Annotated in this window: 20 protein-coding genes; all 20 read left to right on the top strand. The window is 30.5% G+C overall.

The features are described from left to right. Position 1 precedes the first annotated feature (1 nt). Positions 2-1,279, top strand: a complete 1,278-nt coding sequence (gene secY / locus ACQ3F0_RS05285; protein ID WP_428864083.1) for a preprotein translocase subunit SecY — start codon at positions 2-4, stop codon at positions 1,277-1,279. A 27-nt stretch (positions 1,280-1,306) separates the two neighbouring features. Next, on the top strand, positions 1,307-1,960 hold the full coding sequence (locus tag ACQ3F0_RS05280; RefSeq protein ID WP_428864081.1) for an adenylate kinase: 654 nt from the start codon (positions 1,307-1,309) through the stop codon (positions 1,958-1,960). 99 nt (positions 1,961-2,059) lie between these two features. Then, on the top strand, positions 2,060-2,341 hold the full coding sequence (locus tag ACQ3F0_RS05275; RefSeq protein WP_428864080.1) for an RNA-binding protein: 282 nt from the start codon (positions 2,060-2,062) through the stop codon (positions 2,339-2,341). A gap of 7 nt (positions 2,342-2,348) precedes the next feature. Then, complete coding sequence (gene infA, locus ACQ3F0_RS05270) at positions 2,349-2,567, top strand: translation initiation factor IF-1 (RefSeq protein WP_428864078.1); 219 nt, start codon at positions 2,349-2,351, stop codon at positions 2,565-2,567. A 15-nt stretch (positions 2,568-2,582) separates the two neighbouring features. After that, a complete protein-coding gene (gene rpmJ / locus ACQ3F0_RS05265) occupies positions 2,583-2,696 on the top strand; it encodes a 50S ribosomal protein L36 (protein WP_003156543.1) in 114 nt (37 codons plus the stop codon). Between the two features lie 107 nt (positions 2,697-2,803). Next, positions 2,804-3,172, top strand: a complete 369-nt coding sequence (gene rpsM / locus ACQ3F0_RS05260; RefSeq protein ID WP_428864077.1) for a 30S ribosomal protein S13 — start codon at positions 2,804-2,806, stop codon at positions 3,170-3,172. A 15-nt stretch (positions 3,173-3,187) separates the two neighbouring features. Continuing rightward, on the top strand, positions 3,188-3,586 hold the full coding sequence (rpsK, locus tag ACQ3F0_RS05255) for a 30S ribosomal protein S11 (protein ID WP_428864076.1): 399 nt from the start codon (positions 3,188-3,190) through the stop codon (positions 3,584-3,586). Positions 3,587-3,613: 27 nt separating this feature from the next. Then, positions 3,614-4,234, top strand: coding sequence for a 30S ribosomal protein S4 (rpsD, locus tag ACQ3F0_RS05250; RefSeq protein WP_428864075.1), 621 nt, complete (start codon positions 3,614-3,616; stop codon positions 4,232-4,234). 60 nt (positions 4,235-4,294) lie between these two features. Then, positions 4,295-5,242 carry a DNA-directed RNA polymerase subunit alpha gene (locus tag ACQ3F0_RS05245; RefSeq protein ID WP_428864073.1) on the top strand — a complete coding sequence of 316 codons (948 nt, stop codon included), beginning with the start codon at positions 4,295-4,297 and terminating at the stop codon, positions 5,240-5,242. 12 nt (positions 5,243-5,254) lie between these two features. Further along, positions 5,255-5,596, top strand: a complete 342-nt coding sequence (gene rplQ, locus ACQ3F0_RS05240) for a 50S ribosomal protein L17 (RefSeq protein ID WP_428864072.1) — start codon at positions 5,255-5,257, stop codon at positions 5,594-5,596. An 80-nt stretch (positions 5,597-5,676) separates the two neighbouring features. Then, on the top strand, positions 5,677-6,519 hold the full coding sequence (locus tag ACQ3F0_RS05235) for an energy-coupling factor transporter ATPase (RefSeq protein ID WP_428864070.1): 843 nt from the start codon (positions 5,677-5,679) through the stop codon (positions 6,517-6,519). Next, a complete protein-coding gene (locus tag ACQ3F0_RS05230) occupies positions 6,504-7,367 on the top strand; it encodes an energy-coupling factor transporter ATPase (protein ID WP_428864069.1) in 864 nt (287 codons plus the stop codon). The genes ACQ3F0_RS05235 and ACQ3F0_RS05230 overlap by 16 nt, the downstream gene beginning before the upstream one ends. Beyond that, positions 7,360-8,166, top strand: a complete 807-nt coding sequence (locus ACQ3F0_RS05225; RefSeq protein WP_428864068.1) for an energy-coupling factor transporter transmembrane component T family protein — start codon at positions 7,360-7,362, stop codon at positions 8,164-8,166. The genes ACQ3F0_RS05230 and ACQ3F0_RS05225 overlap by 8 nt, the downstream gene beginning before the upstream one ends. Positions 8,167-8,201: 35 nt before the next feature. After that, positions 8,202-8,924 (top strand): tRNA pseudouridine(38-40) synthase TruA, encoded by a 723-nt coding sequence (gene truA / locus ACQ3F0_RS05220; RefSeq protein ID WP_428864370.1) that lies wholly within the window; start codon positions 8,202-8,204, stop codon positions 8,922-8,924. A 147-nt stretch (positions 8,925-9,071) separates the two neighbouring features. Continuing rightward, a complete protein-coding gene (gene rplM, locus ACQ3F0_RS05215) occupies positions 9,072-9,506 on the top strand; it encodes a 50S ribosomal protein L13 (RefSeq protein WP_428864067.1) in 435 nt (144 codons plus the stop codon). 21 nt (positions 9,507-9,527) lie between these two features. Next, positions 9,528-9,920 carry a 30S ribosomal protein S9 gene (rpsI, locus tag ACQ3F0_RS05210; protein WP_428864066.1) on the top strand — a complete coding sequence of 131 codons (393 nt, stop codon included), beginning with the start codon at positions 9,528-9,530 and terminating at the stop codon, positions 9,918-9,920. A gap of 283 nt (positions 9,921-10,203) precedes the next feature. Then, on the top strand, positions 10,204-11,814 hold the full coding sequence (locus ACQ3F0_RS05205; protein WP_428864065.1) for a Na/Pi cotransporter family protein: 1,611 nt from the start codon (positions 10,204-10,206) through the stop codon (positions 11,812-11,814). Between the two features lie 155 nt (positions 11,815-11,969). Continuing rightward, positions 11,970-12,791: an N-acetylmuramoyl-L-alanine amidase CwlD gene (cwlD, locus tag ACQ3F0_RS05200; RefSeq protein ID WP_428864064.1), complete on the top strand. Its 822-nt coding sequence runs from the start codon at positions 11,970-11,972 to the stop codon at positions 12,789-12,791. 124 nt (positions 12,792-12,915) lie between these two features. After that, positions 12,916-13,767, top strand: a complete 852-nt coding sequence (locus ACQ3F0_RS05195; RefSeq protein WP_428864063.1) for a DUF6414 family protein — start codon at positions 12,916-12,918, stop codon at positions 13,765-13,767. A gap of 45 nt (positions 13,768-13,812) precedes the next feature. Next, on the top strand, positions 13,813-14,655 hold the full coding sequence (locus ACQ3F0_RS05190) for a fumarate hydratase (RefSeq protein WP_428864062.1): 843 nt from the start codon (positions 13,813-13,815) through the stop codon (positions 14,653-14,655). The last annotated feature ends 7 nt before the right edge of the window (positions 14,656-14,662 follow it).

The raw sequence follows: 14,662 nt of genomic DNA, 5'->3' as shown, positions 1-14,662 counted from the left end.
AATGATGTCAACCTTACGTAATGCGTGGAAAGTGCCAGAATTGAGAAATCGAATAATATTCACTGTGCTAATGGTAACTGTCATCAGGTTAGGGAATCATATCCCTGTACCTGGTGTGGATACTTCTGCATTAGCTGGATTAGCACAAGAAGGAACTTTATTTAGTTTTTATGATTTAATGTCCGGAGGAGCTTTAAGCAGTTTTAGTATTTTTGCTATGGGAGTTATACCATTTATTAACGCTTCCATTATTTTTTCTTTATTAACTATAGCTATTCCACCTTTAGAACAATTATCTAAAGAAGGGGAAGAAGGTAGAAAGAAAATTCAAAAATACACTAGATATGCTGCTGTTGCAATCGGCGTGTTACAATCATTTAGTACTTATGGTTTGATAACTCAAGCTGGTGCACTACCAAATGCATCAAAAATGCAAGTATTTTTAATAGTTCTTACGCTAACTACATCATCTGTATTTTTAATTTGGTTAGGTGATCAAATTACTGTAAGAGGAATAGGGAACGGAATTTCTTTAATAATATTTGTTAACATTATTTCAAGATTGCCTCAGACATTGCTTCGAGTTAAATCATTAAAGGATACAGGGGCAGTTAATTTGGTACAGATAGTTTTACTAGCGGCATTTTCTGTAATTGTTTTTGCTATAGTAATTATAGCTACATTATCAGAACGAAGAATACCGATTCAATATGCTGCAAAAGGATCTAGTGGAAAGTTGTATCGTGGGCAATCAACTCACATTCCAATAAACATGAATTCTTCAGGAATCATTGCTATTATATTCGGTATGTCAGTAATGCAATTTCCTAAAACTATAGCTTTATTTATACCAGATTCTGCATTTGCAGCATGGGTTCAAACAAGTAAGTTTAGTCCATTTAGAGCTGATTCATGGCTTTATGCTGTTATTTATGCTGTTTTGGTTATATTCTTTACTTGGTTCTATACAGAAGTAACGTTTAAACCGGATGAAATGGCTGAGAATATACATAAATCTGCTGGGTTTATTCCAGGCATAAGACCAGGTGAACAAACTGCATTATATATAGGAAGGGTACTTTTAAAAGTATCAATATTAGGTGGTTTATTTGCAGCATTTATTGCTCTTACACCTACAGGAATTCAGAATTTCACACCTTTTAGTACAATTACATTTGGTGGAACTGCTTTATTAATTGAAGTGGGAGTTGCTTTAGATTTTATGAGAACTCTGGAATCTCAACTTGTAATGAGGCATTATAAAGGGTTTCTTAAATAAAGTAATTACTAAATGGAGATGATATTAATGAAAATAATTTTACTAGGGCCGCCTGGGGCTGGTAAAGGAACACAGGCAAAATTAATATCGAAAAAGTTTTCGATACCTCATATTTCCACTGGAGATATATTCAGAAAAAATATTTCAGAAGAAACTCCTTTAGGGGTAGAAGCTAAAAAATATATAGATAAGGGACTATTAGTACCAGATAGCCTTACTATTGATATTACAAAAGATAGACTATTAGAGGATGACTGTAAGAATGGTTTTCTTTTGGATGGATTCCCAAGAACGGTGTTTCAAGCTGAATCACTTGATAAGTTTTTAAAAGATCAAGACAAGGAAATCGATAGTGCGTTATTAATTGATGTTCCACCAGAATTTATTCTTGAAAGAATGACTGGGAGAAGGGTATGTTTGAATTGCGGTGCAAGTTATCATACTAGTTTCAATCCACCAAAGGTTGAAGGAATATGTAATGTATGTGGTAATGAGGTTATTCAGCGTGATGATGATAAAGAGGACACAGTAAAAGAACGAATTGATGTTTATGTGAAATCTACTCAACCACTAATTAATTATTATAATAAAATTAGTAAGTTATTTGTTATAGATGGTACTAATTCAATTGATGATGTTTTTACTAACATCTCAGAACATTTAGTAAAATTGGAAAAATAAAATGATTAAATTTATTTATAATAAATAGGAATATGAAGGGAAACTCCCTTCATAATTCTTGAGTATTCCAACAGGCTCTAGTTTATAGAGGTGAAAATTATGAATAAAGATGATTATCTTGGTAGGGTTATTTACTCAAAAGCTGGTAGAGATGCAAAACGATTCTTTATAATTGTTAATGTTATAGATGATGAGTACGTGCAGATTGCAGATGGTGATTTGAGAAAAGTTGATAACCCCAAAAAGAAAAAAATAAAACATATTTCCATTTTAGAAGAATTTTCTGTTGATATAATGGAAAGACTTCAAAATAAAGAGTATGTAAATAATTCAATGATCAGAAAGTTTTTAGAAAATAGAGACGCAAATAAGGAGGTTTAATTCCCTTATGTCAAAAGATGATGTTATTGAAATGCAAGGTACTGTTCTTGAAGCTTTACCAAATGCTATGTTTCAAGTGCAATTGGAAAGTGGTCAAAAAATATTAGCACATGTTTCTGGAAAGTTAAGAATGAATTTTATTAGAATTCTACCTGGCGATAGAGTAACTATAGAACTTTCTCCATACGATCTAAGTAGAGGTAGAATTACTTGGAGAGCTAAATAGTTAGGAGGGTTTATAATGAAAGTAAGACCATCAGTAAAACCTATTTGCGAAAAATGCAAAGTTATCAGACGAAAAGGTAAAGTAATGGTTATATGCGAAAATCCTAAGCATAAACAAAAACAAGGATAAAAATGTTGATAATTTAAATGATTTACAATATCATATATAAAATGATATGGATTTAAATAATGCGGCTGCTGAAAATAAACTAATAAAAATAGGAGGTGCGCTGTTTTATGGCGAGAATAGCTGGAGTAGATCTACCAAAAAACAAAAGAGTAGAAGTAGGTTTAACTTATATTTACGGCATAGGCTTACCAAGATCTCACAAGATTTTAGAAGCAACAGGAGTTAATCCGGACACAAGAGTTAAAGATTTAACTGAAGAAGAAGTCAATGCTCTAAGAGATCAAATTGGAAAAGATTTCACTGTTGAAGGTGACTTGAGAAGAAAAATTGCTTTGGATATAAAGAGATTAGTTGAGATTGGAAGTTATAGAGGAATTAGACATAGAAAAGGTCTTCCACTTAGAGGGCAAAAAACTAAGACTAATGCTAGAACTAGAAAAGGTCCTAAAAAATTAGTATCTAGGAAAAAGAAATAAAGGAGGGAAGATTGAATGGCTAAGCCTAAAAAAGTTAAAAGAGGTAGAAGAAGAAAAGAGAGAAAAAATGTTGAGCACGGTTGTGCACACATCAGATCAACTTTTAATAACTCAATGGTAACTTTAACTGATAGTGTAGGAAATGCTTTATCTTGGTCTAGTGCTGGAGCATTAGGATTTAGAGGATCAAGAAAAAGTACTCCTTTTGCTGCTCAAATGGCAGCAGAAACTGCAGCAAAGTCTGCAATGGAGCACGGACTAAAAAGTGTTGATGTCTACGTAAAAGGTCCAGGTGCTGGAAGAGAAGCTGCTATAAGATCTTTGCAAGCAGCAGGATTAGAGATAACAATGATTAAAGATGTTACTCCTATTCCACATAATGGATGTAGACCACCAAAAAGAAGAAGAGTTTAATATTTATAATAGGAGGTGTTACTTTAAATGGCGAGATATACTGGACCAGTGTGTAGATTATGCAGAAGAGAAGGTATGAAACTATTTCTTAAGGGAGATAGATGTTATACAGATAAATGTGCTTATAGCAAAAGAAGCTATGCACCAGGAGAACACGGACAAAGTAGAAAAAAAATGTCTAACTATGGAATCCAATTAAGAGAGAAACAAAAGGCTAGAAGAGTTTATGGAATTCTTGAAAAGCAATTTAGAAAATATTATGATAAAGCTGATCACATGAAAGGTATTACAGGTGAAAACCTACTTATGTTACTAGAAATGAGATTAGACAACGTTGTATATAGATTAGGTTTTGGAGCATCTAGAACTGAAGCTAGACAATTAGTAACACATGGTCACTTTACTGTAAATGGAAAGAAAGTTGATATTCCTTCTTACAAAGTAAGTGTTAATGATGTTATATCAGTAAGAGAAAAAAGTAGATCTTTTGAAAAATTCAAAGTATTTGCTGAAAATCCAAAAACATTACCAGCTTGGTTACAAGGAGAAGTTGCTAATTTTGAAGGAACTGTTGTTGCACAACCTCAAAGAAGCGATATAGATGTACCTGTAAATGAAACATTAATTGTTGAGTTATACAGCAAATAATAAGGTAAAAAGGATAGAATTAGTTGCCCTTAGTACATTATTCTATAAGGGAGGGTTCATATGTTAGAAATAGAAAAACCCAAAATTGAATGTGTAGAAGCTACTGATGATGGGATATATGGTAAATTTGTCATTGAACCATTAGAAAGAGGTTATGGAACTACTTTAGGTAATGCCTTAAGAAGAATTCTATTATCATCTTTGCCAGGGGCTGCAGCAAATTCAATTAAGATTGATGGAGTTTTACATGAATTTTCAACCGTGAAAGGTTGTAAAGAAGACGTATCACAAATAATATTAAATATCAAAACTTTATCTATGAAGTTAAATGATGAAGGCTCAAGTACTGTATATATTGATGCTCAAGGACCTTGTGAAGTAACTGCAGGGGATATTACTACTGATGGCAGTGTTGAAGTTGTAAATAAGGATTTACATATTGCAACACTTGATGATGATGGTAGACTATATATGGAAATCAACGTTAGCAGAGGTAGAGGTTATGTTACCCAAAGCAAAAATAAACAGGACGATATGCCAATTGGAACAATTCCTGTTGATTCAATATATACTCCAGTTAAGAAAGTAAACTTTACTGTAGAAAATACTAGAGTAGGACAGATAACAGATTATGATAAGTTAACTTTAGAAGTATGGACAAATGGTACAATGATGCCAGAAGAAACAATTAGTTTATCAGCTAAGATACTAATTGAGCACTTCAAATTGTTCATGACCTTAACAGACAATGCAGACAATATGGAAATCATGATTGAAAAAGAAGAAGACCAAAAAGAAAAAGTTTTAGAAATGACTATCGAAGAGCTAGATTTGTCAGTTAGAAGTTATAACTGCTTAAAAAGAGCTGGAATCAATACTGTCCAAGAATTAACTGAGAGATCTATGGATGATATGATGAAGGTAAGGAATCTAGGTAGAAAGTCACTTGAAGAAGTTCAAGAAAAACTAGCTGCATTATCACTAGGTTTAAAAAAATCCGATGAGTAAAGGAGGATTATGATGGCAAAGCAACGTAAGTTAGGACTTCCTACTGACCAAAGAAGAGCTATGCTAAGAAATTTAGTTACTAGTTTCTTAAAACACGGTAAGATTGAAACTACTGTAACAAGAGCTAAAGAAACTAAGCGTTTAGCAGAAAAAATGATTACTCTTGGAAAAAGAGGGGATCTTCATGCTAGAAGACAAGTCCTTTCATTTGTAACTGAAAAAGAAGTAGTTGAAGAATTATTCCAAACTATTGCTCCAAAGTATACTGATAGAAATGGTGGATACACTAGAATTATCAGAAAAGGCCCTAGAAGAGGCGACGGTGCAGAAGTTGTAATTTTGGAATTAGTATAATTAATAAGCTCTATAGGGATTAAGTACTTCTGGCTTAGTCCCTTTAATTTTATAATTTTATATATTAAGGGGAATAAAATATGGCTCATTATATGGTAGAATGCAATGATGTTTTTTTTGAATATAAAAAAGATAATAATGAGACTAAGCTAGCTGTCAATGGGGTAAACTTAGAAGTTAACAAGGGTGAATTTTTAGTGGTTTTAGGACATAACGGATCTGGTAAGTCTACAATTGCTAAGCATATGAATGCACTATTGCTTCCATCTAAAGGAGAAGTAATCATTGATGGATTAGACACAAAAAATTATGATAATCTATGGGTAATAAGAAATAAGGCAGGAATGGTATTTCAAAATCCGGATAATCAAATAGTAGCAACAATAGTTGAAGAAGATGTCGCATTTGGACCTGAGAATTTGGGAGTAGAATCGAATGAAATTAGAAAAAGAGTCGATGAATCTTTAAGTAAGGTAAATATGGCTGATTATAAGAGACATGCACCTCATTTATTATCAGGTGGTCAAAAACAAAGAGTTGCAATAGCAGGAATTTTAGCAATGAAACCAGAATGTATTATTCTAGATGAACCAACAGCTATGCTGGATCCATCAGGAAGAAAAGAAGTATTAAATACAATTTTGGATTTAAACAAAAATTACGGGATAACTATTATTCTTATAACTCATTATATGGAAGAGGCAGTTGAAGCTGATAGAATAGTGGTTATGGATAATGGAAAAGTTGTAAAAGAAGGAACTCCTAGAAAAATATTTAGTAATGTTGCTATGATGAAAGAAATTGGTTTGGATGTTCCTCAAGTAACAGAATTAGCTTATGAATTAGGAAAGAATGGATTGAATGTAACTTCAGATATATTAACAATAGATGAGATGGTGGATGCTTTATGTCAATTAAAATAGAAAATTTAACGCACATTTATATGCCAGGAACTCCATTTGAGAAAAGAGCATTAGATGATGTTAGTTTAACTATAGAAGATGGAGAGTTTATTGCGCTAATCGGTCATACAGGCTCAGGTAAATCAACATTAATACAACATATAAATGGATTATTAAAACCAACATCAGGAAAAATAATAGTGGATGGTAAGGATATTACTTTGCCTAAAGTTAAATTAAGTGAGATCAGAAAAAAAGTAGGTTTGGTTTTTCAATATCCAGAATATCAATTATTTGAAGAATCTATCGAAAAAGACATCGCTTTTGGACCTAAAAATTTGGGACTGAGTGATGAGGAAGTTGATAGAAGAGTAAAAAAAGCTATGAAATTCGTTGGACTTAATTATGAAGAGTATAGAAATGTATCTCCATTTGAATTAAGTGGAGGACAAAAGCGAAGAGTTGCCATAGCTGGAGTAGTGGCTATGGAGCCTAAGGTTTTAATACTTGATGAACCTACTGCAGGTTTGGATCCAATGGGTAGAGAAGAAATTTTAAGTCAAATATCTAAATTAAAAAAAGAATATGAAATGACTATTATATTAGTATCTCATAGTATGGAGGATGTTGCTAAAGTTGCAGGAAAAATTCTTGTAATGGAGAATGGAAAATGTATTTTAAATGATATTCCATCCAAAATATTCGTTCAAATAGAAACTTTAGAACGGGTTGGGTTAGCAGTACCTCAAGTAACTTATTTAGTAAAGAAGTTAAATAATTTAGGTTTTGATATATCTGAAGATATATTTACTGTAGAAGAAGCTAAAAAGCAAATTTTAAAAGTTTTAAGGGGAGCTAAAAATGATTAAAGATATAACAATTGGTCAATATGTTCCTGGTAACTCATTTATCCATAGACTTGATCCAAGGTTTAAAATACTAATTTCAATGATTTTTATTATTGACTTGTTTTTAATAGATAATTTTATAGGATATATTTTTGTAGTATTATTTATTGGGATTTCTATATTAGTTTCAAAGGTTCCTTTTAAATTTATTTATAAAGGATTAAAACCTATTTTAATTCTTTTAGTTATTACAGGGCTTTTAAATATCTTTATGACTACAGGTGATTCTGATCCATTGTGGCGTTGGAAATTCTTGAAAATTTATAAAGAGGGATTGGTATTAGCCGGTTTTATGGTATTTAGATTAGTTTTCTTGATTATTGGAACTTCATTGTTGACATTAACCACATCACCTATAGAGTTAACTGATGGACTTGAAAAATTACTTAATCCATTTAAAAAGATTGGTTTACCGGCCCATGAATTAGCTATGATGATGACAATAGCACTTAGATTTATACCGACTTTGATGGATGAAACTGATAAAATCATGAAAGCGCAGATGGCAAGAGGAGCTGACTTTGAATCTGGAAATCTAGTTAAGAGAGCGAAGAATTTAATTCCTCTTTTAGTACCACTTTTTATTAGTTCATTTAGAAGGGCCGATGAACTTGCGACAGCAATGGAAGCAAGATGCTATAATGGTGGAGATGGAAGAACTAGAATGAAGATATTAAAGCTAAGTTCACAAGACTTTATGGCTATGATATGTACATTTATTTTAGTTGGGCTCTCTATATGGAGTAGAACGTTTAATTAAGTTATTAAGGAGCAAATAATGTGCTAAAAAATGTAATGCTTGTAATTGAATATGATGGTACAAATTATGCAGGCTGGCAAAGGCAAATCAATGCGAATACGGTTCAAGAAACTCTTGAAAAAGCTATATATAAGGTTACCGGAGAAGTTATAAATTTAATTGGGTGTAGTCGCACAGATACAGGGGTTCATGCTAAAGAATATGTTGCAAATTTTAGAACAAATTCTAGTATTCCTGGGGATAGAATAAAATATGCAATAAATAATAAACTACCTAGTGATATTGTTGTTTTGAGGTCAAAAGAAGTTAGTTTGGATTTTCATGCTAGGTATAGTAGTAAGGGCAAAAAATATATTTACACTATTAATAATCGAAAAGATAATGTAGCTATTAATAGAAACTATATATATCATTATAGATATGAATTAGATGTAGACTTAATGAAAGATGCTATAAAGCATTTTTGTGGAACACATGATTTTTCGGCTTTCAGAAATAAAGGAAGTCAAGTAACTAAGACAGTTAAAACTATATATGAAATTAATGTTGATAGGCAAGGTGAACAAGTAATAATATCAGTTAATGGAGATGGATTTTTGTATAATATGGTAAGAATTATGGTTGGAACGTTAATTGATGTTGGAAGAAAGAGGGTAAAACCTGATAGAATTAAATATATTTTAAATTCTAAAGATAGAAAATTTGCTAGCAAAACTGCGCCAGCATCAGGGTTATGTTTAGAAAAAGTATTTTATTAAAAGAAAAAAATTATTTTGACAAAATACGTTGACACACCCGGCTCGTTGTATTATAATGGTTTAGGTTAGGTAAGATTTATCTTTGATCAAAGAAATGATCTTGATATAGAAGTACTTAGTACATAAAACGTATAAGGAGGTAAATAGATGAAATCCTATATTGCAAAACCAAGCGAAGTAGAAAGAAAATGGTATGTAATAGATGTTGCAGGAAAGCCTTTAGGTAGAGCTGCAAGCCAAGTTGCTACAATTTTAAGAGGAAAACATAAACCAACATTTACACCTCATGTTGATTGTGGGGATCATGTAATTATTGTTAATGCTGATAAAGTTGCTTTAACTGGTAAAAAACTTGATCAAAAAATGTTAAGACACCACTCAATGTATCCAGGTGGACTTAAAGAAATGTCTTATAGAAAAGCATTAGATAAAAAACCAGAATTCGTTTTCCAAGAAGCAGTAAGAAGAATGTTACCACAAGGTAAATTAGGAAGACAAATGCTTAAGAAATTAAAAGTTAATAGTGGTCCAGAACACAATAATGATGCTCAAAAACCGGAAGTTTTAGAGTTAAGATATTAATAGGTGAAAGGAGGACATATAATGGCAAAAGTTCAATACTTAGGAACAGGTAGAAGAAAAAAATCAGTTGCTAGAGTTAGACTTGTACCTGGCGATGGTAAAGTTATCATAAATAAAAGAGATGAAAAAGAATTTTTTGGATTAGAAACTTTAAGAGTTATCGTAAATCAACCACTTGTTCTTACTGGGACAAAAGATAGATTTGACGTATTAGTTAATGTTTTTGGTGGAGGATTCACAGGTCAAGCGGGTGCAATCAGACATGGTATAGCTAGAGCTTTATTAAAAGCTGATGAATCTTTAAGACCAGAACTTAAAAAAGCTGGATATTTAACAAGAGACCCAAGAATGAAAGAAAGAAAGAAATACGGTCTTAAGAAAGCTAGAAGAGCTCCTCAGTTCTCTAAGAGATAGTTTATACAAATTTTATATAAAAATAAGAGAGATTTTCTCTCTTATTTTTTTTGGTATAAAAATAGAAAAACTCCTTAAAATATAAACAATACATCATATAGAAAACAAATAAATTATGAGTTATTGAAAATGATATTACAAAAAAACAATATATATTTTGTCAAAGGAACGTTGTGTTAAATTCATGTTAAAAGTACATGAAGTGACAAAATATTTATTAAAAATACTTAACAAACATATAAATTTGTTGTATTATTTGAATGGGACAAACATATGGAGGGATATGATTATGTATGAAATTTTTATCGGTCTTATAGGTGGATTAGGATTATTTCTTTATGGAATGAAGATGATGGGAGAAGGACTTGAAAATATAGCTGGAGATAAAATGAAAAAGATTTTTGAGAAAATAACTTCTCACCCATTAAAAGGAGTAGCAACGGGAACTGTAGTTACAGCAATTATACAAAGTAGTAGTGCAACTACGGTCATGGTAGTAGGTTTTGTAAATGCTGGTTTAATGAATTTATATCAAGCAGCTTCAGTTATAATGGGAGCGAATATAGGAACAACAATAACTACTCAACTTATTTCTTTCAAGTTGGATAAAGTAGTGCCTATATTTATAGCAGTAGGTGCATTAATGGTGTTATTCTCTAAAAGAAGAAAATATAAAATTATTGGAACTATTATTCTTGGATTTGGTATTTTATTTTTAGGTTTAGATATAATGAAAGATTCAATGAAACCTTTACGAGATGCACCGATATTTATTAATATGATTAGTTCTCTAAAGGGGAATACTATTTTAGGTGTATTTGTAGGTGCTTTAATGACTGCAGTTGTACAGAGTTCATCTGCATCGACAGGTATCTTAGTTGCTTTAGCTGGCACAGGTTCGCTTCCGATAGAAGTTGCAATTCCAATCTTGTTTGGTAATAATATCGGGACATGTGTAACTGCTTTATTATCAAGTATTGGAACTAGTAAAACTGCAAGAAAAGCCGCTGTGTTCCATTTGGTTTTTAATGTAGTTGGAACTTTAGTATTTATCTGGGCAATACCATTATTAACAGATGTAGTAGTAAATATGAATAAATCTGATGTTAGTAGACAAATAGCTAATGCACATACAATATTTAATATTACTAATACAATTATTATGATTCCATTTATTAAATATTTAGTTGCACTTGTAAATAAGATATTACCTGGTGAAGATGAAATTAAAGAATATGGAACAAAATATATCGATTATAGATTATTAGAAACGCCTGTAATTGCGATAGGACAATCAATTCAAGAATTAATGAGAATGGCTGAGATTGCAAAGGAAAATTTATCTTTATCAATGAAGGCATTTGTAACAGAAGACCCTAAATTAATAAATGAAGTAAATGAAAATGAGAAATTAATAAATTTATTAGAACATGATATAACTGATTTCTTGGTTAAAATTTCTAATACTGAAATTTCAGATCAAGAACAAGCCAATATAATAACAATGTTTAATATTGTGAATGATATTGAAAGAGTAGGAGATCATTGTAGTAATTTAGTAGAACTTACGAGTGAAAAAGTTAATAGAAACCTTGAAATATCAGGAGACGCTTTAAGTGAACTAGAAAACATGTTTAAATATACTTTAGATGCATATGATACAAGTATTGAAAGTTTTAGAGACGGAAATGTGGAAAGAGCTACAAAAGTTCTGTCGATTGAAGAAAGAATAGATGATTTAGAAGAAGAATTGAGAGAAAAACATATTAAAAGACTTAATAGAGGTATTTGTTCTGCGAATTCAGGAGCAGTTTTCTTAGATATGATTAGTAATTTTGAAAGAATTGGTGATCATTCAGTGAATATTGCAGAAGCAGTTTTGAAAAAAGATTAATATAAATAGAAAGCACTTAAATTGATAACAATTTAAGTGCTTTTTTGCAATAAACACTGTATTTAGCAAATTAATGATAGATTGTAAGTAAAAAATCTATTAATTTTAAGGAATTAACATAAACTATTTTTGAAAATAAAATAGGAGGTTTATAGATGAAAATTGGCAAAGTAAAACTAAGAATAATAATAAGTTTTTGCCTAATATTAATTTTAAATTTTAGCTTTATAGAAATAACTTATGCAGATATTGATGAAAACATTAATAACGATTCAAAAATAAAAAAGATTATTCTAATTGATCCAGGGCATGGAGGAGTAGATGGTGGCGCTGTTTCCAAAAGAGGAACTGTTGAGAAAGATGTTAATTTAGCAATTTCTTATAAATTAAAAACACATTTAGAACAAAAGGGATATAAAGTAGTAATGACTAGAGAAAGTGATTATGGACTTTATTCTGATAAAGGAAAAATAAGAGATAAGAAAATAGAAGATTTGAATAATAGATGCAAAATGAAAAAAAATTCTAATTGTGATGTGTTTGTGAGTATTCATTTAAATATGTTTGAGCAAAGCAAATATTATGGAGCGCAAGTTTGGTATGCTGTAGAACCCAAAGAATCAATGGACTTAGCTCATATAATTCAAGAAAATTTAAAAAGTGATTTAGATAACGGAAATAAACGAAAAGAAAAGTCAGCAAAAGGAGCTTATAAAATTCTTAGATGTGATAATACTATTCCTTCTGTTATAGTGGAATGTGGATTTTTATCTAATCAACAGGAAGAGGAAAATTTGCTTAATGAAGAATTTCAAGTAAAGATTGCAGAATCTATCTCAAAATCTTTAGACGAATTTGTGAACTTAGTAGAATTCAGGTATAAAGAAGATAAAAGTAAAGAAATTGAAGAAACTAATGAAAATGAAGTAGACTTTACAATAAAACAATATATTGACGAGCATTGGGAAGTTCAGTAATTTAATATAGAGATACGACATATTGCCTGGGAAATATGTCGTATTTTATTTTTAGCATAAAAATGTTCTAAAAAATTGGTACTTTATATATTATTTAGTATATAGAATCTTTGAGGTGATTATCGTGAATGAGAATAATGCAATTATTCCCTTATATTTAAATACAGGAATGATTAATAATTTATTTACAGTAGTAATTGAAAAGTTTTCTAAAACACAAAGTTTTAATACAAAGAAGCAGGTAGTTATCAAAGCCAACACCCCGCTGGCAAATGTAATGCCTAATAGTTTTTGTCAAGGAGATTTTTCTTTTCAATTTTTGGATGAATTTTCTAAGCAAAAAACAGAAGAACGAGTTTCAATAATAATTATTACTTTGTTAAAACTTAAATCAATACTTACTGAAAATAAACTATTGAAAAGTTTGAACACTGAAGATGACATTAACAATATAAAAGAGTATGATTTTATTGAACTGAATACAGAATTACGGCATAATCCTTATATTGAAAGAATTAATGAATTAGAGAAATTGCTACAGTTGCAAATTACATTTAATTTTGATGGTAATGATAATAAATTATTTCAAAGCAAGAGAGAAATGTTGAATTTACTTAAAGAAAATATGAAAGAATACAAACAGTCAAAGTGTATGAAATATATTACTCCAGAATTATTTGGTGGAAAATATAAAGCGATTATTCCATTAGATGTTAAATATATGGAGGATAGCTTAGATTATCTTGAGGACTCTAAAATCACAGTATTAGGAAAAGTTATAAGAGTTATTGATGATAAAAATTCTAATACAGTAAACCTTTTAAGTCGTACTTGTTTTGATTATCTTGATGATGATTACTTTTTAAAATTAAAGAAAACATATTTAAATGATACTTCTATGCTAGATTTTAAAGGTCTGGAGAAAGAAACTGACTGTTCTTTGTTAGAAATAGTTCCTATTGCAATTTATATATAAATAGTTTAAATTAGTTATTAAGAAAAAGATTAAGTGAGGGGACATATGAGAAAAATTAATACAGATATAATCACTAAAAATATAAAAGAGATGTGTATAGAAGCAAATTATTATTTATGCAAAGATATAAAAAAAAGCTTAGAAAAGGCTTGTAATGAAGAAGAATGGGATATAAGTAAGAGTATTTTAAAAGATATTCTTAAAAATGCTGATATTGCAGCAGATGAAAAGATGCCAATTTGTCAAGATACAGGAATGGCGTGCATTTTTTTGGAAATTGGTCAAAATGTTTTTTTTGAAGGCGAAAATTTAGAAAGTGCAGTAAATGAAGGTGTAAGACAGGGGTATTCTGAAGGCTATTTAAGAAAATCTGTTGTTAAAGATCCACTTAAAAGAGTAAACACAAAGGATAATACACCTGCAATCATTTATTATGATATTGTTGAGGGTGACAGTGTTAAAATTACTGTAGCGCCTAAAGGTTTTGGGTCAGAGAATATGAGTAGAATAAAAATGTTAAAACCTGCTGATGGAGAAAAAGGTGTAAAAGATTTTATAATTGAAACTGTAAAAATGGCAGGGCCTAATCCATGTCCCCCTATAGTTGTCGGAGTAGGTATAGGAGGTACTTTTGATAAGGCAGCATTTTTGGCTAAAAAAGCTTTGTTAAGAGAAATTGACAAATCAAATATAGATCCTTATTATGAAACTATGGAAAATGAGTTATTATCAGAAATCAATAACTTAGGTATCGGACCACAAGGATTTGGAGGTAAAACTACTTCTTTAGGAGTGAATATAGAAGTGTATCCAACTCATATTGCAGGATTACCGGTTGCAGTAAATATTAATTGTCATGTTACAAGACATGTTAGTCGAATTATTTAAATAAAAA

Origin of the sequence: Clostridium sediminicola, from assembly GCF_050402865.1 — a bacterium.
Classification (GTDB): Bacteria; Bacillota; Clostridia; order Clostridiales; family Clostridiaceae; genus Clostridium_AF; species Clostridium_AF sediminicola.
This window is presented reverse-complemented; position numbering and strand designations above follow the sequence as displayed.

What these genes read in the sequence shown, in the direction of transcription:
- secY (WP_428864083.1), top strand. Translation starts at nt 2, where the DNA reads ATGATGTCAACCTTACGTAATGCGTGGAAAGTGCCAGAATTGAGAAAT.
- ACQ3F0_RS05280 (WP_428864081.1), top strand. Translation starts at nt 1,307, where the DNA reads ATGAAAATAATTTTACTAGGGCCGCCTGGGGCTGGTAAAGGAACACAG.
- ACQ3F0_RS05275 (WP_428864080.1), top strand. Translation starts at nt 2,060, where the DNA reads ATGAATAAAGATGATTATCTTGGTAGGGTTATTTACTCAAAAGCTGGT.
- infA (WP_428864078.1), top strand. Translation starts at nt 2,349, where the DNA reads ATGTCAAAAGATGATGTTATTGAAATGCAAGGTACTGTTCTTGAAGCT.
- rpmJ (WP_003156543.1), top strand. Translation starts at nt 2,583, where the DNA reads ATGAAAGTAAGACCATCAGTAAAACCTATTTGCGAAAAATGCAAAGTT.
- rpsM (WP_428864077.1), top strand. Translation starts at nt 2,804, where the DNA reads ATGGCGAGAATAGCTGGAGTAGATCTACCAAAAAACAAAAGAGTAGAA.
- rpsK (WP_428864076.1), top strand. Translation starts at nt 3,188, where the DNA reads ATGGCTAAGCCTAAAAAAGTTAAAAGAGGTAGAAGAAGAAAAGAGAGA.
- rpsD (WP_428864075.1), top strand. Translation starts at nt 3,614, where the DNA reads ATGGCGAGATATACTGGACCAGTGTGTAGATTATGCAGAAGAGAAGGT.
- ACQ3F0_RS05245 (WP_428864073.1), top strand. Translation starts at nt 4,295, where the DNA reads ATGTTAGAAATAGAAAAACCCAAAATTGAATGTGTAGAAGCTACTGAT.
- rplQ (WP_428864072.1), top strand. Translation starts at nt 5,255, where the DNA reads ATGGCAAAGCAACGTAAGTTAGGACTTCCTACTGACCAAAGAAGAGCT.
- ACQ3F0_RS05235 (WP_428864070.1), top strand. Translation starts at nt 5,677, where the DNA reads ATGGCTCATTATATGGTAGAATGCAATGATGTTTTTTTTGAATATAAA.
- ACQ3F0_RS05230 (WP_428864069.1), top strand. Translation starts at nt 6,504, where the DNA reads ATGTCAATTAAAATAGAAAATTTAACGCACATTTATATGCCAGGAACT.
- ACQ3F0_RS05225 (WP_428864068.1), top strand. Translation starts at nt 7,360, where the DNA reads ATGATTAAAGATATAACAATTGGTCAATATGTTCCTGGTAACTCATTT.
- truA (WP_428864370.1), top strand. Translation starts at nt 8,202, where the DNA reads ATGCTTGTAATTGAATATGATGGTACAAATTATGCAGGCTGGCAAAGG.
- rplM (WP_428864067.1), top strand. Translation starts at nt 9,072, where the DNA reads ATGAAATCCTATATTGCAAAACCAAGCGAAGTAGAAAGAAAATGGTAT.
- rpsI (WP_428864066.1), top strand. Translation starts at nt 9,528, where the DNA reads ATGGCAAAAGTTCAATACTTAGGAACAGGTAGAAGAAAAAAATCAGTT.
- ACQ3F0_RS05205 (WP_428864065.1), top strand. Translation starts at nt 10,204, where the DNA reads ATGATTATGTATGAAATTTTTATCGGTCTTATAGGTGGATTAGGATTA.
- cwlD (WP_428864064.1), top strand. Translation starts at nt 11,970, where the DNA reads ATGAAAATTGGCAAAGTAAAACTAAGAATAATAATAAGTTTTTGCCTA.
- ACQ3F0_RS05190 (WP_428864062.1), top strand. Translation starts at nt 13,813, where the DNA reads ATGAGAAAAATTAATACAGATATAATCACTAAAAATATAAAAGAGATG.